The 19,837-nt window shown below is 46.8% G+C and carries 18 protein-coding genes; 5 read left to right on the forward strand and 13 right to left on the reverse strand.

Annotation, left to right across the window (positions count from 1 at the left end; translation table 11 throughout):
* Nucleotides 1–13: 13 nt before the first annotated feature.
* Nucleotides 14–1,375 carry a bifunctional UDP-N-acetylglucosamine diphosphorylase/glucosamine-1-phosphate N-acetyltransferase GlmU gene (gene glmU, locus UQW94_RS22630; protein ID WP_047102566.1) on the forward strand — a complete coding sequence of 454 codons (1,362 nt, stop codon included), beginning with the start codon at nt 14–16 and terminating at the stop codon, nt 1,373–1,375.
* A gap of 80 nt (nt 1,376–1,455) precedes the next feature.
* On the opposite strand, the gene UQW94_RS22635 is transcribed toward glmU, so the two are convergent.
* Nucleotides 1,456–2,196 (reverse strand): amino acid ABC transporter permease, encoded by a 741-nt coding sequence (locus UQW94_RS22635; RefSeq protein WP_005383852.1) that lies wholly within the window; start codon nt 2,194–2,196, stop codon nt 1,456–1,458.
* 115 nt (nt 2,197–2,311) lie between these two features.
* Here UQW94_RS22635 and UQW94_RS22640 point away from each other — a divergent pair, with 115 nt between their 5' ends.
* A complete protein-coding gene (locus tag UQW94_RS22640) occupies nt 2,312–3,088 on the forward strand; it encodes a transporter substrate-binding domain-containing protein (protein ID WP_322142574.1) in 777 nt (258 codons plus the stop codon).
* 44 nt (nt 3,089–3,132) lie between these two features.
* Here UQW94_RS22640 and punC read toward each other — a convergent pair whose 3' ends face one another.
* The gene (gene punC / locus UQW94_RS22645) at nt 3,133–4,338 is read right to left on the reverse strand and encodes a purine nucleoside transporter PunC (protein WP_005378946.1); all 1,206 of its coding nucleotides are present in this window, start codon (nt 4,336–4,338) and stop codon (nt 3,133–3,135) included.
* A 152-nt stretch (nt 4,339–4,490) separates the two neighbouring features.
* Here punC and punR point away from each other — a divergent pair, with 152 nt between their 5' ends.
* Nucleotides 4,491–5,393, forward strand: coding sequence for a DNA-binding transcriptional activator PunR (punR, locus tag UQW94_RS22650; protein ID WP_017821565.1), 903 nt, complete (start codon nt 4,491–4,493; stop codon nt 5,391–5,393).
* Nucleotides 5,394–5,447: 54 nt separating this feature from the next.
* Here punR and ilvA read toward each other — a convergent pair whose 3' ends face one another.
* The 5 genes from ilvA to ilvG are packed head-to-tail and all read right to left on the reverse strand — an operon-like array spanning nt 5,448 to nt 11,746.
* Nucleotides 5,448–6,995 carry a threonine ammonia-lyase, biosynthetic gene (gene ilvA / locus UQW94_RS22655; protein ID WP_042523890.1) on the reverse strand — a complete coding sequence of 516 codons (1,548 nt, stop codon included), beginning with the start codon at nt 6,993–6,995 and terminating at the stop codon, nt 5,448–5,450.
* Nucleotides 6,996–6,997: 2 nt separating this feature from the next.
* Nucleotides 6,998–8,839 carry a dihydroxy-acid dehydratase gene (ilvD, locus tag UQW94_RS22660; RefSeq protein WP_005383859.1) on the reverse strand — a complete coding sequence of 614 codons (1,842 nt, stop codon included), beginning with the start codon at nt 8,837–8,839 and terminating at the stop codon, nt 6,998–7,000.
* Between the two features lie 13 nt (nt 8,840–8,852).
* Nucleotides 8,853–9,791: a branched-chain-amino-acid transaminase gene (gene ilvE / locus UQW94_RS22665; protein WP_171345097.1), complete on the reverse strand. Its 939-nt coding sequence runs from the start codon at nt 9,789–9,791 to the stop codon at nt 8,853–8,855.
* A gap of 12 nt (nt 9,792–9,803) precedes the next feature.
* Nucleotides 9,804–10,088 carry an acetolactate synthase 2 small subunit gene (gene ilvM, locus UQW94_RS22670; RefSeq protein ID WP_005378958.1) on the reverse strand — a complete coding sequence of 95 codons (285 nt, stop codon included), beginning with the start codon at nt 10,086–10,088 and terminating at the stop codon, nt 9,804–9,806.
* An 11-nt stretch (nt 10,089–10,099) separates the two neighbouring features.
* The gene (gene ilvG, locus UQW94_RS22675; RefSeq protein ID WP_005378960.1) at nt 10,100–11,746 is read right to left on the reverse strand and encodes an acetolactate synthase 2 catalytic subunit; all 1,647 of its coding nucleotides are present in this window, start codon (nt 11,744–11,746) and stop codon (nt 10,100–10,102) included.
* Between the two features lie 465 nt (nt 11,747–12,211).
* On the opposite strand from ilvG, the gene UQW94_RS22680 reads away from it, so the two are divergent.
* Nucleotides 12,212–13,735 carry a YifB family Mg chelatase-like AAA ATPase gene (locus UQW94_RS22680; RefSeq protein ID WP_005383862.1) on the forward strand — a complete coding sequence of 508 codons (1,524 nt, stop codon included), beginning with the start codon at nt 12,212–12,214 and terminating at the stop codon, nt 13,733–13,735.
* A 55-nt stretch (nt 13,736–13,790) separates the two neighbouring features.
* Here the strand turns inward: UQW94_RS22680 and UQW94_RS22685 are convergent, their stop codons facing one another.
* Nucleotides 13,791–14,747, reverse strand: a complete 957-nt coding sequence (locus UQW94_RS22685; protein WP_005383865.1) for a DUF2860 domain-containing protein — start codon at nt 14,745–14,747, stop codon at nt 13,791–13,793.
* 149 nt (nt 14,748–14,896) lie between these two features.
* Between UQW94_RS22685 and UQW94_RS22690 the strand changes: the two genes are divergently transcribed.
* Nucleotides 14,897–15,775, forward strand: a complete 879-nt coding sequence (locus tag UQW94_RS22690) for an acyltransferase (protein WP_005383867.1) — start codon at nt 14,897–14,899, stop codon at nt 15,773–15,775.
* Nucleotides 15,776–15,821: 46 nt separating this feature from the next.
* Here the strand turns inward: UQW94_RS22690 and UQW94_RS22695 are convergent, their stop codons facing one another.
* The 5 genes from UQW94_RS22695 to UQW94_RS22715 form a co-directional block, all read right to left on the reverse strand.
* Nucleotides 15,822–16,427: a thiol:disulfide interchange protein DsbA/DsbL gene (locus UQW94_RS22695; protein ID WP_225474244.1), complete on the reverse strand. Its 606-nt coding sequence runs from the start codon at nt 16,425–16,427 to the stop codon at nt 15,822–15,824.
* Between the two features lie 34 nt (nt 16,428–16,461).
* Nucleotides 16,462–17,448 carry a serine/threonine protein kinase gene (locus UQW94_RS22700; protein ID WP_225474246.1) on the reverse strand — a complete coding sequence of 329 codons (987 nt, stop codon included), beginning with the start codon at nt 17,446–17,448 and terminating at the stop codon, nt 16,462–16,464.
* A 48-nt stretch (nt 17,449–17,496) separates the two neighbouring features.
* A complete protein-coding gene (gene ccoG, locus UQW94_RS22705; RefSeq protein WP_225474243.1) occupies nt 17,497–18,918 on the reverse strand; it encodes a cytochrome c oxidase accessory protein CcoG in 1,422 nt (473 codons plus the stop codon).
* Nucleotides 18,919–19,229: 311 nt separating this feature from the next.
* On the reverse strand, nt 19,230–19,496 hold the full coding sequence (locus UQW94_RS22710) for a YihD family protein (protein WP_017821571.1): 267 nt from the start codon (nt 19,494–19,496) through the stop codon (nt 19,230–19,232).
* Between the two features lie 166 nt (nt 19,497–19,662).
* A complete protein-coding gene (locus tag UQW94_RS22715; RefSeq protein WP_005379043.1) occupies nt 19,663–19,830 on the reverse strand; it encodes a hypothetical protein in 168 nt (55 codons plus the stop codon).
* Nucleotides 19,831–19,837: the final 7 nt, after the last annotated feature.

Raw genomic sequence — 19,837 nt, forward strand, 5'->3', positions numbered from 1 at the left:
CAATAGGTTATCAATGAAATTCAGTGCTGTGATTCTTGCAGCGGGTAAAGGTACCCGTATGCATTCGAACATGCCTAAAGTGCTACACACTTTGGCAGGCAAGCCAATGGCAAAACATGTTATCGATACATGTACAGGTCTTGGCGCACAAAACATCCACTTGGTCTTTGGTCACGGTGGTGATCAAATGCAAACCACTCTTGCAGAAGAGCCTGTAAATTGGGTGCTTCAAGCGGAGCAGTTAGGGACAGGTCATGCGGTTGATCAAGCGTCTCCGAAGTTTGAAGACGATGAAAAAGTACTGGTGCTTTACGGTGATGTTCCACTGATTTCAGCTGAAACGATTGAAAACCTATTAGATGCACAGCCAACTGGCGGTATTGCACTACTAACAGTGATTCTAGATAACCCGACAGGCTATGGTCGTATTATCCGTAAGAATGGTCCTGTTGTGGCGATCGTTGAGCAAAAAGATGCAACAGAAGAACAAAAACAAATTAAAGAGATCAACACTGGCGTGATGGTTGCGACTGGTGGGGATCTTAAGCGTTGGTTGTCTGGCTTAAACAACAACAACGCACAAGGCGAATACTACCTAACTGACGTTATTGCAGCTGCACACGATGAAGGTCGTGCCGTTGAGGCAGTACACCCAGTCAATGCCATTGAGGTGGAAGGGGTCAACGACCGCGCACAGCTTGCTCGTCTAGAGCGTGCTTTCCAGTCAATGCAAGCTCAGAAGCTACTAGAGCAAGGTGTCATGCTACGCGATCCAGCACGCTTTGATTTGCGTGGTGAGTTACAGTGCGGTATGGACTGTGAAATCGACGTGAATGTTATCGTCGAAGGTAAAGTTTCACTGGGTGATAACGTGGTTATCGGTGCGGGTTGTGTACTGAAAGATTGTGAAATCGACGACAACACCATCGTTCGCCCTTACAGTGTGATTGAAGGTGCAACGGTTGGTGAAGAATGTACGGTTGGTCCATTTACTCGCCTTCGTCCTGGTGCTGAAATGCGTAACGATTCCCATGTGGGTAACTTCGTTGAAGTGAAAAATGCGCGCATCGGAGAAGGTTCAAAAGCGAACCACCTAACTTACTTAGGTGATGCAGAGATCGGCCAACGTACTAACATCGGTGCAGGTACTATCACTTGTAACTACGATGGTGCGAACAAGTTTAAAACCATCATCGGTAATGATGTTTTTGTTGGTTCTGATAGCCAGCTGGTGGCGCCTGTCACTATCGCTGATGGCGCAACCATCGGTGCAGGCACGACACTAACAAAAGATGTTGAAGAAGGTGAGTTAGTAATTACTCGCGTCAAAGAGCGCAAAATTACTGGCTGGCAGCGTCCTGTAAAACAGAAATAAGCAATACCTGCACTCTATCGCTATATTGTCAAAGCCGCTCAATAAGAGCGGCTTTGTTGTTTCTAGCTAAGGCTTCATCGCTAGTAGCTAGGAATGGCAATACGTTTTTCGAGCCAACGAACGGCTTGAGATACAAATAGGATGAGCAACAAGTACTCCAAAACGAGGAAGGTATAAATCTCTAAGGGTAAGTACTCATTCACCACCAGCTCATTAGCACGGCGAGTGAGATCGCTTAAACCAATCACGCTGACTAAAGAACTCATCTTGAGAATGTAGACAAATTGATTACCCAGTGGTGGGAGAATTTGCCGAAACGCTTGGGGAAGAATTACCAAGCGCATCTTTTGCCAATAGCTTAAGCCCAAAGACTCAGCTGCTTCATGCTGGCCACGGCTGATAGCTTGTATCCCACCGCGAAACACTTCCGCCATAAACGCACTCTCAGCGATAGTCAGTGCAATAACACCCGCCCAAAAGTGATTGAGTGAGACATCCAATAGCGTAGGCATGCCGTAATACACCCAAAGTAGTAAGACTAAAACTGGCACTGAACGGATCACCTCGACATAAATACGGTTTATCCACTTCAGAGAGGCAGAGTCCGACAGAGCGGGTAACGCAACGATCAGACCCAAGCTCATCGCAAATAACATACTGAGGAGTGATACCTGAATGGTGTCATTAAACCCAGCGATTAAAAACTTTAGATTGGTGAGCCCTTGATCCGTCGAAGGGTCAAGTACATACCAGCCCCATTGATAATCTGAACAACCAGTGAGTAATAGCAGTGAAAACAGCCATAGAGTTCGAAACGTCACATTTACTCCCTGAATTAACTAAAAAACTTCCTTTGTTGCTGCTATGTTATCAGTAGAGCTCTAATAAAGGTTAATTATTAAACCGTATAAGGTCATTATTTTTAAGGGAATAAAAATGAGAAAGATTTTACTAGTGCTAGGAATGTGTTTGCTTGCTGCGACTCAAGTCGCTCACGCTGAAAGCCGTCTTCAATCCATTTTAGACAATGGCGTACTCCGAGTTGGAACGACGGGAGATTGGAATCCGATGACGATGAAAGACCCTGCGACAAACAGTTATCGTGGCTTCGATATCGATGTAACAACAGAACTTGCTAAAGATCTCGGTGTAAAAGTGGAGTATGTAGCCACGGATTGGAAGACGCTAGTTAATGGCATTACCGCCAACAAATACGATATTACTGGCAGCGCATCTCTGAACATGTCGCGCGCGAAAGTAGCTGGATACAGCCAGCCGTATTTCTACCTTGCCTTTGTACCTGTGGTGCAAAAGAAAGATCTCGCCAAATTCTCTGATTGGGCAGATTTTAATAAACCAGAAGTAAAAGTCGCGGCGACGTTAGGTACGGTACAAGAAAAAATGGTGAAAGAGTTCTTCCCGTCTGCTCAGCATATTGTTATTGAAGCGCCAGCGCGCGACTTCCAAGAACTACTAGCTCGCAGGGCCGATGTATCGGTGACGTCCAATGTGGAAGCAGCGACGTTGGTGGATAAGTTTAAACAGTTGGCGATAGTGCCAGTGACCGCACCGCGTAAACCAACCCCAATTGCTATGTTGTTGCCGCAAGACGATCAAGTATGGATTAATTACATCAATCACTGGGTAGAGTTGAAAAAGACTCAAGGCTTTTTTAAGCAGACTGCCAAGAAATGGGGGTTGAAAAGCTTATAAACAGAAAGAGCCGCATTGCGCGGCTCTTTTTATTATCAGAACGATTAAAGTTCGTCTTCACTCACGACTCGGGCGTTGTCAGGAGTCGTAAAGTGCTTGGATAATTCGCGATTCGACAGAATGTATCCCATCCACAGCCCACCCATACAGATGATGATTGCGATGCCAGTAACCATCTGAGCTTGGCTTGCCATTGCGGCTACCAATGCACTTGAGAAGCTACTTACACAGATTTGCAGGCTGTTTTGCAGACCTGCTGCTGTTGCAGGGCTCTGTTGTGCGCTGGCCAGTGCACGGTTTACCACGATTGGGTACAGTGCGCCGTTAGCAACGGCAATCAAACAGAATGGCGCAAGAATAGGCCAAATCGATGACAGCTCCCACTGTGAAGCAATGAAAATCATTAATGCCGCGACACTAAATAGGCCAATCAGTTGGCGCAGAACCTTTTCATCACCAAATTTTCGAACGCCTACTTTACCTAAGTAGCCACCAGCCATAAACGCGATGGTTTGTGGGATAAAGCTCAAACCAATATCTTTTGCTTCGTAGCCCAGTTGCGCCATGATTTCTGGCATCCCAGTTAGGTAAGCAAAGAATGCAGCTGAAGCCGTCGCAAACATAAACACGTTGCCAAGGTATTTTTTAGAACTCAGCAGCGCTTTGATGTCGGCAGACATACTGGTTTGTTTGATTTCTGCTTTCTCGTCTTTTTGTGCCATGGTCGCAAAGACCAAAAAGACGCCAACTAGTGTTAGCGTAATAAAGATACTGTGCCAGCCGAAGTTATCTGCCAACACAACCCCTAATTGAGGTGCTAGTGCTGGTGATAGCGCGACGAGTGGCATGATTGTCGCAAAAATTTGTTGGCTACTGCTTGAGTAGCGCTTAATGACCATAGCCTGCCAGATCACGGCTGGTGCACACACACCGATAGCTTGGATAAAGCGCAGTGTGAGTAGTTGCCATACTTGATCACAGAAAGCCAAACCGAATGACGCGATAGTAAATAGCACCAACCCGGCTGCGAGTGTATTACGATGGCCAAATTTATCGGATGCCAATCCCCACATTAGTTGGCCAATCGCCATACCAACGAGGAATACCGTTAAAGAGAGCGCAATTTGCTCAGGGCCTGTTGCAAAGTCGATTTCCATCGCTTTGAATGCTGGCAGATACATATCGGTAGCAACGAAGCCAAGCATCGATAATGCTGCCAGATAAATGAGCTGTAGTTTTGAGATTTTCATGATTCAACCAGTCAAATTATTTAATCATTTTTTAATCAACATCAGTTGGCGCCAACCCTGATTTATTTACCTTATTATTCTATTTTTCGATTTTGAGAAAATAAAACGCTAAAATTGTTGGTTATCAATCAAATTTTTTGAAAGGTTAAATCATGTTCTCTAAAGCGTCTTTGGAAATGCTGGATACGGTTGCCCGTTTAGGCAGTTTCACCGCTGCGGCTGAGGTATTGCATAAAGTCCCCTCAGCCATCAGCTATGGAGTAAGGCAGGTCGAGCAAGATTTAGATGTGGTGCTGTTTCGACGTTTACCAAGGAAAGTTGAGCTAACTCCAGCGGGTGAACTTTTTATGGCCGAGGCGCGCTCTTTGCTGCGTCAAATGGAAGAGGTGAAAGCACAAACGCGGCGAGCGGCTCAAGGATGGAAAAGCACGTTAAAGCTGACCTTAGATAACGTGGTGAAGTTAGAAAAACTCAAACCTTTGGTGGAAGATTTTTATCGCGAGTTTGAATTTGCTGAATTGCAGATCAATATGGAGGTCTTCAATGGTTCTTGGGAAGCCATAGCACAAGGTCGAGCCGACATTGTCGTTGGCGCGACATCTGCGGTTCCCGTTGGGGGAGATTTTGAAGTCAAAGATATGGGCGTATTAGATTGGGCATTTGTAATGTCACCCGCTCATCCTTGCGTTAGACAACAAGTGCTTACTGAAGAGTTTGTGAGTCAATTTCCGGCGATCTGTCTTGATGATACTTCGAACGTGCTGCCAAAACGCCATACTGGCCATTATCCGCAACAGCGCCGATTATTATTGCCCAATTGGTATAGTGCGATTGAATGTTTAAAAAATGGGGTGGGCGTGGGTTACATGCCACGTCATATTGCAACACCCTTAATCAATGATGGTGTGCTGGTGGAGAAGGTCATGCCGGATGATAAACCGCTCAGTCACTGCTGCTTAGTATGGCGCAAAGATGATAATCATAAATTGATCCAGTGGATGGTGGACTATCTTGGGTCGCCTAATCAGCTACATAAAGATTGGTTACAGTCATAAAAAACACCTCGCTAATGCGAGGTGTTGTCTTTGATATATTTGAAATGTGGCGTTTTATGACAAGAAAAACTTATACGATGGGTTGTCTGTCTCGTCTTTGCATTGATAGCCAAGTTCACGTAAATGTGCAGAAAACTGAGCTAAATCGCTTTCATCTAACTCGAAACCACATAAAACACGTCCGTAGTCAGCGCCGTGGTTACGGTAGTTGAACAAGCTGATATTCCAATGAGTACCGAGTGTGCTTAAGAACTTGAGTAGCGCTCCCGGATATTCTGGGAATTCAAAGCTGTAGAGGCGCTCTTTAAGCGGCTTAGACGGCTTACCACCAACCATGTAGCGCACGTGCAGCTTCGCCATTTCATCATCAGACAAATCAACCACTGGGTAGCCACCATCACGTAAGTCGTGAATGATATGTTCTAGCTCTTCCTGACCGCCTTGCAAACGCACACCGACAAAGATATTTGCCAATGCGTCATCGTTGTAGCGGTAGTTAAACTCCGTTACGGCGCGGCCGCCAATGAGGTTACAGAACTCAAAGAAGGCACCTTGACGCTCAGGAATGGTGACGGCAAGCAAACCTTCACGTTTCTCACCAAGCTCGCAACGCTCAGAAACATAACGTAAGCCATGGAAGTTAGTGTTGGCACCAGACAGCACAGTACCTAAATTCTTACCTTGCAGTTTGTTTTGCTCAGCAAACTTCTTCAAACCCGCCAGAGCAAGCGCGCCAGAAGGCTCTGCAATCGCACGGGTGTCTTCAAAGATGTCTTTTACTGCTGCGCAGATTTCATCGCTAGAGACTGCAATATGGCCATCAATGTACTTTTGGCATAGACGAAACGTCTCTTCACCAATGCGTTTTACTGCAACGCCATCGGCAAACATGCTGACCTGGTCTAATACTACTGGTTCACCTGCATCCAATGCCGCTTTGAGGCATGAAGAATCTTCTGGCTCGACCGCAATCACTTTGATTTCTGGCATTAGCTGCTTCACGAGTACCGCAACACCGGCAGCCAAACCGCCACCACCGACAGGGACGAAGATGTAATCAAGGTGACCATTTTGCTGCAGCATTTCCATGCCTATGGTGCCTTGACCTGCAATCACCAGTGGGTGATCGAAAGGAGGGACAAATGTGTACCCATGCAGATCAGAAAGGCGTTCCGCTTCCGCTTTTGCCTCATCAAAGTTGCTGCCGTGCAGCACTACATTGCCACCGAAGCCACGTACCGCATCGACTTTGATGTCTGGTGTGGTTTTGGGCATCACGATGGTGGTCTTGATGCCTAGCTTAGTACCAGAGAGCGCCATGCCTTGAGCGTGGTTACCTGCCGATGCTGCAATGACACCAGCGGCTTTTTGTGCTTCAGATAAACTCGCCACCATGTTGTATGCACCGCGCAATTTGAACGAGTGTACGGGTTGGCGATCTTCACGCTTGATCTGCACGTTATTCCCGATACGTGCAGATAAACGAGGCATTTCTTGCAGTGGCGTCACTGTTGCTACTTCATAAACAGGTGCGCGAAGGATTTGGCGCAGATAATCTGCGCCAGTTTGGTTCACTTGTTTTTCGGGTTGAGCTTCCATCATTGCTAGCCCTCTAGCTTCGACTTGTCTCGTACTGCACCCTTGTCAGCACTGGTTGCCATACTCGCGTACGCTTTGAGTGCAAAGGAAACTTCACGTTGGCGGTCAACTGGTTTCCAGCCTAGTTCGTCTTGTTTTGCACGGCGCTCAGCAAGTTCTTGTTCAGACACTTGGAGTGAAATTGAACGGTTTGGAATATCAATTGCGATCATATCGCCTTCTTTTACCAGGCCAATTGCACCGCCGTTTGCTGCTTCAGGAGAGGCGTGACCGATTGACAGACCTGATGTGCCGCCAGAGAAACGGCCGTCAGTCAGAAGTGCACACTCTTTGCCAAGGCCCATCGATTTTAGATAAGTGGTTGGGTAAAGCATTTCTTGCATGCCCGGACCACCTTTAGGGCCTTCGTAACGGATAACAACCACGTCGCCTGCTTTTACTTTGCCACCCAAGATGCCTTCTACGGCGTCTTCTTGGCTTTCGAAAACTACGGCTGGGCCAGTGAATTTATGAATGCTCTCATCCACACCAGCAGTCTTAACGATACAACCATCTAATGCGATGTTGCCTGATAGAACGGCTAGGCCACCTTCTTGGCTAAAGGCATGATCGATAGTACGAATACAACCTTCCGCACGGTCGTCATCAAGGCGATCCCAGCGGCAATCTTGTGAGAACGCTTGAGTAGTACGAATACCCGCAGGACCTGCGCGGTAGAACTTAAGTACTTCTTCGTCTTCAGTTTGGATGATGTCGTATTTCGCCAGCTGCTCTTTCATCGAAAGGCCAAGCACGGTGCGCGCATCATTGTGTAGAAGACCTGCACGATCTAACTCACCAAGAATCGCCATGACGCCACCTGCGCGGTGTACGTCTTCCATGTGATATTTCTGGGTAGATGGTGCCACTTTACATAGGTGTGGTACTTGACGTGATAGGCGATCGATATCTTCCATATCGAAATCCACTTCACCTTCTTGCGCCGCGGCAAGTAGGTGCAGAATGGTGTTGGTTGAACCGCCCATTGCGATGTCCAGTGCCATTGCGTTTTCGAACGCATCAAACGTAGCGATGTTGCGCGGCAGTGCTGATTCGTCATCTTGCTCGTAGTAACGACGAGTCAGCTCAACGATACGACGACCTGCATTAAGGAACAGTTGTTCACGGTCAGCGTGCGTTGCCAGCATAGAACCGTTACCTGGTTGAGAAAGACCCAGTGCTTCCGTTAGACAGTTCATTGAGTTTGCAGTGAACATGCCTGAACACGATCCACACGTTGGACATGCGCTGCGTTCGATCTGCTCGCTTTGCTCATCAGACACTTTTGGATCCGCGCCTTGGATCATCGCATCTACAAGGTCTAGTTTGATGATCTGATCAGAAAGCTTGGTTTTACCCGCTTCCATTGGACCACCAGAAACAAAGATAACAGGGATGTTAAGACGCATAGATGCCATCAACATTCCTGGAGTGATTTTGTCACAGTTAGAGATACATACCATGGCATCGGCACAGTGCGCGTTGACCATGTATTCTACTGAGTCTGCGATCAGTTCGCGTGAAGGCAGTGAATACAGCATGCCGCCGTGACCCATTGCGATACCATCATCAACCGCGATGGTGTTGAATTCTTTCGCAATACCGCCAGCTTTTTCGATTTCGCGTGCTACAAGCTGACCCATGTCTTTCAGGTGTACGTGACCCGGAACAAATTGAGTAAACGAGTTTACAACGGCGATGATTGGTTTACCGAAGTCTTCTTCTTTCACACCCGTTGCACGCCACAGTGCTCGTGCACCCGCCATGTTACGACCATGTGTGGTGGTAGCTGATCTATATTTTGGCATTTCCTAATCCTTCTTACTTCTGTTCTGGGTACACATAGTCTAACCAGCCCCACTTATCTTCCGTGGTGCCGTCAAATAGGCCAAAGTAGGCTGCTTGTAGTTCTTTAGTGATAGGGCCGCGCTTACCAGTGCCCACTTCAATCTTGTCGATGGTTGCCACTGGTACAATCTCAGCCGCAGTACCTGTCATGAAGACTTCATCGGCAAGGTAAAGGGCTTCACGAGCAATGTTCGCTTCACGTACTTCGTAGCCTTTATCGCGTGCAATTGTCATGATCGAGTCACGAGTGATGCCCGGTAGAATCGCGCTAGTTGCTGGTGGTGTGGCGATTACGCCATCTTTGATAACGAAGATGTTTTCACCAGCCCCTTCCGATAGGTAACCATCTACGCTTAGCGCAATACCTTCGTCGTAACCGTGACGACGCGCTTCACCACCAACCAGTAGTGAAGATAGGTAGTTACCGCCTGCTTTAGCCGCAGTTGGGATGGTGTTTGGCGCAGCGCGATTCCAGCTTGAAATCATCGCATCGACACCTTTTTCTAGCGCTTCTTCGCCTAAGTAAGAGCCCCAAGGAAATGCTGCAATGATTAGATCCATCTCAGTGCCAACTGGTGGACATACGCCTAAGCCAACATTACCGACAAAACCCAATGGACGAATGTAAGCGCTGTCGAGTTTGTTTTGGCGCAGTGTTTCGCGGGTCGCTTCCATGATTTCCTCTACAGAGAAAGGGATCGGAAAGCGGTAAATCTTGGCAGAATCTTTTAGACGTTGTGCATGCTCACGGTGACGGAAGACAATTGGGCCTTTTGGTGTGTTGTAACAGCGCACGCCTTCAAACACGGATGTACCATAGTGCATTGCGTGAGTCAGAACGTGAACGTTCGCCTCTGCCCATGGAACCATCTCACCATTAAACCAAATGAAATCTGCAGTTTTCGTTGCCATTTGTTGCCTTCCTTATGCACTTACGTGTTGTTGTAAGTTGTGATTTGGCAGTTCATCGTTGCGGATTTTTAGCACCTCAACCTTACGAACGTCCCACAACTTCTCTATTTGATTGATCAAAAACGAGATTGGTCGATCGCTGTCGACGATGATCTCGACGCTGGCTACTTTGCTTTCGTGGTTTTGCGTAGCAGCGACTTGTTTGATCACGAAACCTCGGTGACGAATCACACGTAGAACGCGCTCCAACAGTACCGGTTTGTCATCGGCTTTGATGTCGAGTAAATATCTGTCCATGCGATTGTCTCCTATGTATTTTCCAACATATCACTGTTTGATGCGCCAGGTGGCACCAATGGCCACACGTTTTCTTCTTCATCAATCAAAACGTGAAGCATGTAAGAAGTTTCACTCGCTAGCATCTCTTTGAGAGCAGGTTCGACTTCTTCTTTCTTGGTGATGGTTTTGCCCGGGATATCGAACGCTTTTGCTAACATCACGAAATCTGGGTTGTCATCAAGAATGGTTTCACTGTGGCGACCGTCAAAGAACAATGACTGCCATTGGCGAACCATGCCAAGACGTTGGTTATTAAGAAGGACAATCTTCACTGGAATCTGACGACGCTTCAGCGTGCCCAATTCCTGAACGTTCATCATAAATGAACCGTCACCTGTAATAAGGATAGACTGATCATCAGGACGTGCGACTGCAGCACCCATCGCCGCTGGCAAGCCAAAGCCCATGGTGCCAAGGCCAGCAGAAGTGATAAAATTTTGTGGTTCGCGTGGCTGGATATGTTGCGCTGCCCACATCTGGTGCTGACCGACGTCGGTCGAGACAATTGAGCTATCTGGCATCATGTCAGACAGTTGTTTAAGCAATAGCGGTGCGTAGATTAACTCGCCCGGGTGGTCGTAACGCCACTTAAAGCCGCTGCGCAGACTTTCACTATGATGAACCCACGGTGAAATATCTTGAGTCAGCTCTAGCTGAGGAAGAATGGTGTTGATGTCGCCACGTAATGGTGCGTTGGCGTGGCGCAGTTTATGAATCTCCGCAGCATCAATGTCGATATGAATCACTTTCGCATTTGGTGCAAACGTGTCGAGCTTACCCGTCACACGGTCATCAAAACGCGCGCCAACCACAATCAATAGATCGGCTTCTTGAACCACTAGGTTGGCGGCTTTGGTGCCGTGCATACCCAACATACCAAGATAGTGAGGATCATGGCGTTCAATGGTACCGAGACCTTTTAATGTGCTAACTGCAGGCATTGGGTTTAAGCGAAGAAATTCGCGTACTGCATCGGTTGCTTTCGCAAGTTGCACGCCACCACCAACATACAACACTGGGCGAGTAGATGCTGCCAGCACATCTTGCGCACGTTTGATATCTTCAGCGCTGACATCTTCGATTGCTGGTGCTATGTATGGAGGAAGAAGGTCTGTGGGTGCTTGAGCGAGTTGAACGTCTTTGGCGATATCGACAATGACTGGACCCGGACGACCGGTTTTTGCGACCTCAAAGGCTTCGGCAAGTGTCGGAGCTAGATCTTCAATTTCGGTCACGAGATAGCTGTGCTTAGTACAGGCTAGGGACATTCCGATCACATCCATTTCTTGGAATGCATCGGTACCGATATGAGAGCTAGCAACCTGGCCTGTGATGGCAACTAGAGGTACGGAGTCAAGGAAAGCGTCGGCAAGGCCGGTAACAAGGTTAGTGGCTCCTGGGCCAGAAGTTGCCATGCACACAGCAACGTCTTGAGTGGAACGAGCCATCCCGATAGCTGCCATAGCGGCCCCTTGCTCGTGACGGCATAGGATGTGTTCCACCCCACCGTCATACAAAGCATCATAGATTGGCATGATGGCCCCGCCGGGGTAGCCAAAAACGGTTTCGATGCCTTGCTGTCTTAAAGCGGCTACGACAAGTTGTGCACCAGTCATCGTAAACCTCCTTTGCTACGTTGTGGCTCGTAGCGATTGCCATATTTATTGCACTTCATGTGCACTCCCATTCTTCCCGTTAAACTGTCCGAGGGTTAGACAGATGACAACTTGTAGTTGTAAAAAAACCCCCGGACTTTTCAGTGCGGGGGTTTTTTGTAATTTGTGGTTACCTTTCGCCCACAATACCCCGCGCGGTGCCAATAATGACCACGATAATCAGGGCTAGCAGTGCGTTGATATAAGCGAAAAGGTTCATCTGTCTGTCGTTCTTTTTTCGTTAAAAAATGTTGTGTAATGTTCTACGAAATTGTTTGCGTCATTAGTGGTATCACACAATTCCGCTGCATGACAAGCAAAAAGTCATTCTTTTTTCACATTAACTCTCAATTGGGACGCGGTATATAACATAACCAACTAGATAAAACATTTGTTTACAGAGTGTTCAAAAAAATTGAGGAACGTATGGGGCTGGCAATCATTCATAGTCGAGCAAGCGTCGGGGTGCAAGCGCCATCGGTTAGTGTAGAAGTTCATATCAGCAACGGCATGCCAGGGTTTACCTTAGTAGGCTTGCCAGAGACAACGGTAAAAGAGTCCAAAGATCGCGTACGCAGTGCGATCATTAATTCTAACTTTCAATTTCCTGCTAAGCGGATCACCGTGAACTTGGCTCCGGCAGATCTACCCAAGGAGGGAGGACGTTTTGATCTTCCTATTGCATTGGGAATTTTGGCCGCTTCGGAGCAAATCGCGACAGATAAGCTCAAAAACTACGAATTTGTGGGTGAGTTAGCACTATCTGGTGGTCTGAGACCTGTAAAAGGTGTGCTGCCTGCTGCGCTGGAAGCCAGTAAGATTCAACGTCATTTGGTCGTCCCACATGTGAATGGCGATCAGGCGGCGCTGGTGGGGAAGGAACAACATAAATCGGCCCAATCATTACTGGAAGTATGTGCCGAGCTTTGTGGTCAACATCGACTGAATCTTTTTCAAACGCCTAAGCGAAAAACGATCGAAAAACATGGTCGAGACTTACAAGATATTATTGGCCAACAACAAGGTAAGCGAGCACTGGAGATTGCTGCCGCTGGAAACCACAACTTACTTTTCCTTGGCCCGCCAGGTACTGGAAAAACGATGTTGGCTTCGCGTTTGTGTGACTTATTACCGGAAATGAGTGACGAAGAAGCAATGGAAACCGCTTCGGTGGCATCGTTGACTCAGAGTGAAATTAATGAGCATAACTGGAAGTCGCGTCCGTTTCGTTCTCCGCATCATTCAAGTTCAATGGCGGCATTAGTCGGCGGTGGTTCGGTACCCAGACCAGGGGAGATCTCTTTAGCCCACAACGGGTTATTGTTTCTCGATGAAATGCCCGAATTTGATCGTAAAGTTCTGGACTCGTTACGCGAACCGCTCGAATCTGGCGAGATCATTATCTCTCGAGCGCAAGGTAAAACACGCTTTCCGGCTCGCTTCCAATTAGTTGGAGCATTGAACCCAAGCCCGACAGGATATTACGAAGGCAATCAAGCGCGCACCAATCCACAAGCTATTTTGCGCTACCTTGGTCGATTATCTGGACCACTGTTAGATCGCTTTGATATGTCTTTAGAAATCCCAGCTTTGCCCAAAGGGACATTAGCAGAAGGAGGTGATCGCGGTGAGCCGACTGCTATCGTAAAAGCGCGTGTGAGCCATGCGCGTAACAATATGCTAAACCGCAGTGGTAAGGTCAATGCACTGCTAGGTAGTCGAGAAATTGAGGCGTTTTGTCCCTTGCATAAGAGTGATGCTGAGTTTCTTGAAACCGCTTTGCATCGTTTAGGGCTCTCGATTCGTGCGTATCATCGTATTATCAAAGTGGCGCGAACAATCGCCGATCTGGATGGGGCGGAGCAAATTGAACGAACGCACTTGGCTGAGGCACTTGGGTATCGAGCGATGGACCGTTTACTGAAACAGCTTACGGCGCAAGCGGTATAGACAGCAAAGTGTCATCGCAACAAGTGTTGTAAGCACCTTGTTGCGATGAAGGACGTTAGAAGGTGTAGTTGAGACCAAGCGACAATAGGTACTCTTTCTCCTCATAAAACGTTATATTCGAGTCAGTTTGGCTATAGCCGGCTAAAGAAATGAACGACCAGTCTTGCCAGTCAAATACGTTTTGATATTCGTAGGCCGCAAATAGGCTGATGGTGTCGTCATTTCGTGTTTTAGCAAAAGTTTGGCTAGCGGCTTGATAGTCTTTCCATGCGTAACCCGCGGTGAGAGCCAATCGATGGCGGTTGATAAATTTAAACCAGCTAATGTCAAATCCGTACGAATCAAATGACTCCGCCTTACCGTCGGCATCTTGATTGATGTAGGTGAAAGCGGGTTGCAACATAGACGTTTGGTTGAGTGGAATGCGATAGTCGCCTTTGACATAGTAAAGGTTAGCATCGCGAGCAAGTGAGCGGTCTGTCACTTCCTCCTGCTCGATGTCTTTATCAGCATAAGCAAGATCAAGGTTGAAGTTCTTATCAATTAACCCTTTGATCTGAAAGCGATACGCATTGCCGTCAACATCCGTCTCTTTACGTGCGGTTCCTACTTGATAAGGGTTGCGCCAAGTTTCGCCTTTGAGTACCGTCGGCAGATAGGAAACATCGATCACGGTGCCAGATTGTAGCTCGTGTTGATAGCCCAACTGAAAAGCGAGTGTACCTACCGCGACATCTGAGCGTGTGGTACCGGCGTAAACTTGGTGGTTGAGTCGGCTACCAAAGGTGTATGTCACACTCCCTAGCGGTGCAGCGATAACGGAACTGTCACTATCGGCACGCTTATCGAGAGAATCGATGGTGTTACTATTTTCTGTATTGAAATTGGATTCTGATGATATGAATCCGGCATTCAGCGAAATTTCACCGCCAAAACCTGCGGTTTCAGCGAGTTGAGCCTGAGCAGAACTGACGACAAAGGCCAAAGGCAAGAGAAGTAGCCTTGGTTTCATTCGTTATCTCCTTGTTGTCGAATGAGTGGTGCACATATTGGTTGCGGTAACAAATCTGACCATTCCCACGCATGTTCCAATGTGGCAAAGGCGCAGTATAATTACACGCTGTTTTATTCTTCACACATTATCACTGTTGTTTGACTATCATGTTGGCATATTTGTTATTTTTTTTTAACGCTTCTTTTGTGATTCTCAATTCTGCGGTTTGTTCACTCGCAATTTGTGTTATCGCTGTATTTAAAATATTGCTTCCTGGCGTAAAGCTAAAAGCGATAGCGACCGCTTGTGCCAATAAGGTGATGTGGTTATGGGCTACCGTTAATGCGTGCATTCTGGCGGTATCTAACCGTGTTGAGTGGGATGTTCAGGGCGGTGAAGCGCTTAAAAAAGACGGGTGGTATCTGCTGATCAGTAATCATCTCAGTTGGACAGATATTGTTGTGCTTTGCTGCGTGTTTAAAGACCGTATTCCCATGCCGAAGTTTTTCCTCAAGCAACAACTGCTGTATGTGCCTTTCATCGGGATGGCGTGTTGGGCGCTCGATATGCCATTTATGCGTCGCTATTCGCGAGAGTATCTGATCCGCAACCCTCATAAGCGAGGTCAAGATTTAGAAACGACACGTCGCTCGTGCGCTAAATTCAAACACACTCCAACCACAGTGGTTAACTATGTCGAAGGAACCCGATTTACCGAAGAAAAGCAGCGTAAGAGTAAAGCAAACTATCAATATTTGCTGCAACCAAAATCGGGCGGGATTGCGTACACGTTAGCGGCGATGGGGGAACAGTTCGAGAGCATTATCGACGTTACGTTGGCGTACCCAGAAAATACGCATAAACCGTTCAAGGATTTATTGATGGGTCGAATGGGCAAGGTGGTTGTGCGTGTGAATGTGTTACCCGTTGATGAACGAGTGCTCGGTGATTACTTCAACGATAAGCCCTATAAGCGGCAATTTCAGCAATGGCTGAGTGATGTGTGGCAAGAAAAAGATCGGTTACTACAAGAGATTTACAAGTAAACAAAAGGGGAGCGATGTGCTCCCCTTTTGATTGATATCGATGTGCTTATTTTTTTAGTGTCAGCAAGTAGTTCACCAGAGAGAAGTACTCATCCATCGTTTTGATGCTTTGTGCTTGAACTAGGTATTTGTTGTTAACGATAACCGCAGGAACGCCGGTTAGACCGCTGTTTTCAAATTGCTTGTCCATACGGCGAACCATTGAATCAACCGCGAAGCCTTTGAATGCAGAATCGAATTTTTTCGCATCTACACCTTCATCAAGGAAGATTTGACGAAGTTCTTCATCATTACGTGGTGCTTTCTTTAGATTGTGGATGCGGTTAAACATCACTGGCACCATTTTGTCTTCCACTTTTAGTGCAACCATCGTTGCGTAGGCTTTGCTCATTGATGGGCCCATGTTGCCACCCATGAAAGAAACGTGGTTTTTTAATAGCTTAGTACCTTCTGGCAACTGCTTTTTCAGTTGCTGGATAACTGGTTCAAAGCTATTACAGTGCGGGCAGTAGAAAGAGAAAAACTCCGTCACAAGAGGTTTTTTTGATGCCTCAAGATCCAATACTTTGTAATGTTCACCTTCTTTGAATTGCGCTGCATGTGCCGACAGGCTTAACATCAGCATAGAAAACAGTGCGAACAGTTTTTTCATCGAAATATCTCCATTTTTGAATTTTTGGCCTGACTTACCATTGAGGCATTAAAGACAGCGGTGCTTCTTCTAAAGCGGCGATCTGCTCTTTAAATGCAAGGACCTGACCTTCCCAGTATTTTGGCTCATTAAACCATGGAAAAGCGAGAGGAAATGCAGGGTCATGCCAACGTTTTGCTAGCCATGCCATATAGTGCACCATTCGTAGACCGCGAAGTGGCTCGATTAGTTTCAATTCTGCAGGATTAAAGTCGCAAAACTCTTGGTAAGCCTCTAAAACAATATCCAACTGTATCAGTTTGTCTTGGCGTTCACCGTTCAGTAGCATCCATAAGTCTTGTACTGCAGGGCCGTTACGAGCGTCATCCAAATCAACAAACATAGGGCCATCTCGCCACAAAATATTGCCTGGGTGGCAATCGCCATGCAAACGAATCATATTGAAGCCTTCGTGCCAGTGGCTTTCAATTGATTTGATCAGCATATCCAAGTCATTGAAGAAGCTGTTCTCCAAGTGCATTGGAATCATATTGGCGTTTTGCAGAATCTCTCTTGGTTGATACAGGTATTCTTGTAAGCCGATCGTAGGGCGATGTTGGAAGGCTTGGCGGCTGCCGACTTTATGGATTCGGCCAAGGAAACGCCCTACACCTTCGAGCTGATCTAAATTGTCAACCTCGTATTGGCGACCACCCACGCTATCAAACAGCGCAAAAGCATAGCCTTGATAGTGATGCAGGGTTTCACCGTTGATGCGCACAGGTGGTGCGACGGGGATCTCATTGCCAATCAGCTCTAAAGTAAAGTCGTGCTCCTCTTGGATCTGTTCATTGCTCCAACGTTCAGGACGGTAAAACTTGACGACATAACGACGACGCTCTTCGTCAGTAAATTGATAAACACGGTTTTCGTAGCTATTGAGGGGAAGAAAGCCTGATTCTGCGCGAACGCCGATGCTTTCTAACGCGTACCACATAAAGTCTGGGGTAAGGGCGTCAAAGTTAAACATACTTTGGGACATATAAACAAAAAGGCTCATTACTGAGCCTTTTTCCATTAGTCATCGAAGTTATAGCTTCTTGATAAATCGGCTTTCCACTTCAATGGTGAATTCGTTGCTCTTATCGGTGAGTATAAACTGAATTGTCGTAATCGCAGAGTTTAGCTTGTCAGGATCGGCACCAAGACTCATTGGCAGGTTCAATACCTCACCTGGCTGGACCTGAATTGTCTGCTTACCATACCAGCTTACATCGGATAGCCCTTCAACATCCAACGAGTACTCTTGCACTTGCTGAGTTTTGTTGATCACCTTGAGGGTGTAGGTGTTTTCTACTTCTCCCGAGCTATTAACGCGGAACAGTTGGTTACGGTCGCGAATAACACTCATGCCGGCTGGGTCTACCGCTGCAATTTGGGCAAAGAAAAGACCGACCATGACTAGTAGTACGGCACCATAGCCTAGCAGCTTCGGACGCATGACTTTGGTACTCTTACCCGATAAGCGGTGCTCGGTGGTGTAACTAATTAGGCCTTTCTCGTAACCCATGCGATCCATGGTGTTGTCACACGCATCAATACAGGCGCCACAGTTGATACATTCATACTGCAAGCCGTCACGAATATCGATACCTGTTGGGCACACCTGCACACACAAATCACAATCAATACAATCACCCAAACCAAGTTGCTTTGGATCGGCTTTACGCGGACGTGGGCCACGTTTTTCCCCACGTTTTGCATCGTAGCCAACGATGAAGGTGTCTTTATCAAACATGGCAGACTGGAAGCGCGCGTAAGGACACATGTGAATACACATGATGGAACGCATCCAACCAGCATTACCATAGGTACAAATGGCAAAGAACATTACCCAAAAGACGGGCCAAAAGTTGGCGTTAAAGGTGAAAAAGTCGATAACCAATTGCTTCATTGGTACGAAGTAGCCAACAAAAGTAAAACCAGTGGCGAGCGCTATGGTAAACCAAGCTATATGTTTGACGGTTTTACGCATCGCTAAATTCGCCGTCAGCTTATTGGAGTCTTGTTTGCGGCGTTTATTGGCACTACCTTCGAGCTTCTCTTCAAACCAGATATACATGAAGGTCCAGACGGTTTGTGGGCAGAGATAGCCACACCAAACTCGACCTAAGAAGGTGGTAATAAAGAACAACCCAAACGCCGCGATCACAAATAGCAAGGCGAGTAGGGTAAGATCTTGCGGATACAATGTGGTACCGAAAAAGTTGAACTGCTGGTTGCCAATGTCGAGCAAGATCGCTTGACGTTCACCGTAAGGGATCCACGGTATCAAAGCGAAGAGAAGCAGTAAGAACCAACCACCGTAACGACGCAGTTTCTGGTAAGTCCCTTTGCTTTCGCGTACATAGATGCGATTACTTGGGTTGAACCGATCCCCATTCCCTTTATGAGTCTTAGGGTTGTAGGTTTTAGGAGTCACATCTTTGATATCGATCTTATCCTGACTCATGCACTCATCCTTCTTAGGCTTTTATAATGTACGGCGTCATTTCTATTGATGTCGCTCGATGACATTGCTACTTCGTCCTTATCATAAATCATGACCGGACATAATTATTTTAGTAAATACTGATGAACGGCGATTATACAATCAATAACAATTCCTTTTCTTTAACGCAGTCAATGTTTAACAACAAAAATCAGTACAGTTAACCTGATAATTGGCTGAACAGTTATAACCAATTGTGGGACTAAAAACTTTGGTTATAAAAAAGCGACTCACAGAGAGAGTCGCTTAAAGAATACTGGCTGTTGAGCTGGTTATTTGATGATGCCACGAGCGCGTAGGATCGCCGTTTTAAAATCGTCCTCTTGGTCTTTTTTGAGTCCAGGGATCATTTCATCTTTGCTGCTATTACGCATTTTAAGGTGGTAGATCAGTACATCGTCGGTCAGATCTTCTAGCTTTCCTTCATAGCCTGCTTCTTTTGCCAGCTTAACGATGAACTGCAATAGGTTCAGCTCCTGATCTTTATGCCATTCAGGCTCTAGTAGCTCAAGCAGCTCTTCAATGCGATGACACTTCATTTCTTTCTCCACAGAATTTATAGGTGTAATTAGCAGTAAAGGTACCAAATTGCTTTGCTAAGACCAAATAGGAAAAACGATCTCTTTCACCGTGGTTTGTTCTAAGTCTTTGAAGTTTTATGAGTTGCGTGCAAAGAAAAAAGCGCAGCTGGCGCCGCGCTTTTGATTAAGCTGCTTTGATAACTTTGGCCGGAACACTCGACATCATTGCTGTCTTCTCAACCAATGTCATTGCTGGCGCAACTTGCTTTGCCTTTGGTGCAGTAGTAAAGCCACTGCGGCGGCGCATTGCACTAGTATTAGTGTGTGCGAACCTGACTGTTGTTGGGCGCATTAATTTA

It is taken from the genome of Vibrio sp. PBL-C16, from assembly GCF_034321865.1.
Classification (GTDB): Bacteria; Pseudomonadota; Gammaproteobacteria; order Enterobacterales; family Vibrionaceae; genus Vibrio; species Vibrio alginolyticus.

Coding starts and splice junctions, on each gene's coding strand:
- ilvA (WP_042523890.1), bottom strand. CDS start 6,995: ATGATGGAAGCTCAACCCGAAAAACAAGTGAACCAAACTGGCGCAGAT.
- ilvE (WP_171345097.1), bottom strand. CDS start 9,791: ATGGCAACGAAAACTGCAGATTTCATTTGGTTTAATGGTGAGATGGTT.
- punC (WP_005378946.1), bottom strand. CDS start 4,338: ATGAAAATCTCAAAACTACAGCTCATTTATCTGGCAGCATTATCGATG.
- UQW94_RS22640 (WP_322142574.1), top strand. CDS start 2,312: ATGAGAAAGATTTTACTAGTGCTAGGAATGTGTTTGCTTGCTGCGACT.
- UQW94_RS22680 (WP_005383862.1), top strand. CDS start 12,212: ATGGGGCTGGCAATCATTCATAGTCGAGCAAGCGTCGGGGTGCAAGCG.
- UQW94_RS22695 (WP_225474244.1), bottom strand. CDS start 16,427: ATGAAAAAACTGTTCGCACTGTTTTCTATGCTGATGTTAAGCCTGTCG.
- UQW94_RS22715 (WP_005379043.1), bottom strand. CDS start 19,830: ATGCGCCCAACAACAGTCAGGTTCGCACACACTAATACTAGTGCAATG.
- UQW94_RS22685 (WP_005383865.1), bottom strand. CDS start 14,747: ATGAAACCAAGGCTACTTCTCTTGCCTTTGGCCTTTGTCGTCAGTTCT.
- ilvM (WP_005378958.1), bottom strand. CDS start 10,088: ATGGACAGATATTTACTCGACATCAAAGCCGATGACAAACCGGTACTG.
- punR (WP_017821565.1), top strand. CDS start 4,491: ATGTTCTCTAAAGCGTCTTTGGAAATGCTGGATACGGTTGCCCGTTTA.
- glmU (WP_047102566.1), top strand. CDS start 14: ATGAAATTCAGTGCTGTGATTCTTGCAGCGGGTAAAGGTACCCGTATG.
- UQW94_RS22700 (WP_225474246.1), bottom strand. CDS start 17,448: ATGTCCCAAAGTATGTTTAACTTTGACGCCCTTACCCCAGACTTTATG.
- ilvG (WP_005378960.1), bottom strand. CDS start 11,746: ATGACTGGTGCACAACTTGTCGTAGCCGCTTTAAGACAGCAAGGCATC.
- ilvD (WP_005383859.1), bottom strand. CDS start 8,839: ATGCCAAAATATAGATCAGCTACCACCACACATGGTCGTAACATGGCG.
- ccoG (WP_225474243.1), bottom strand. CDS start 18,918: ATGAGTCAGGATAAGATCGATATCAAAGATGTGACTCCTAAAACCTAC.
- UQW94_RS22690 (WP_005383867.1), top strand. CDS start 14,897: ATGTTGGCATATTTGTTATTTTTTTTTAACGCTTCTTTTGTGATTCTC.
- UQW94_RS22710 (WP_017821571.1), bottom strand. CDS start 19,496: ATGAAGTGTCATCGCATTGAAGAGCTGCTTGAGCTACTAGAGCCTGAA.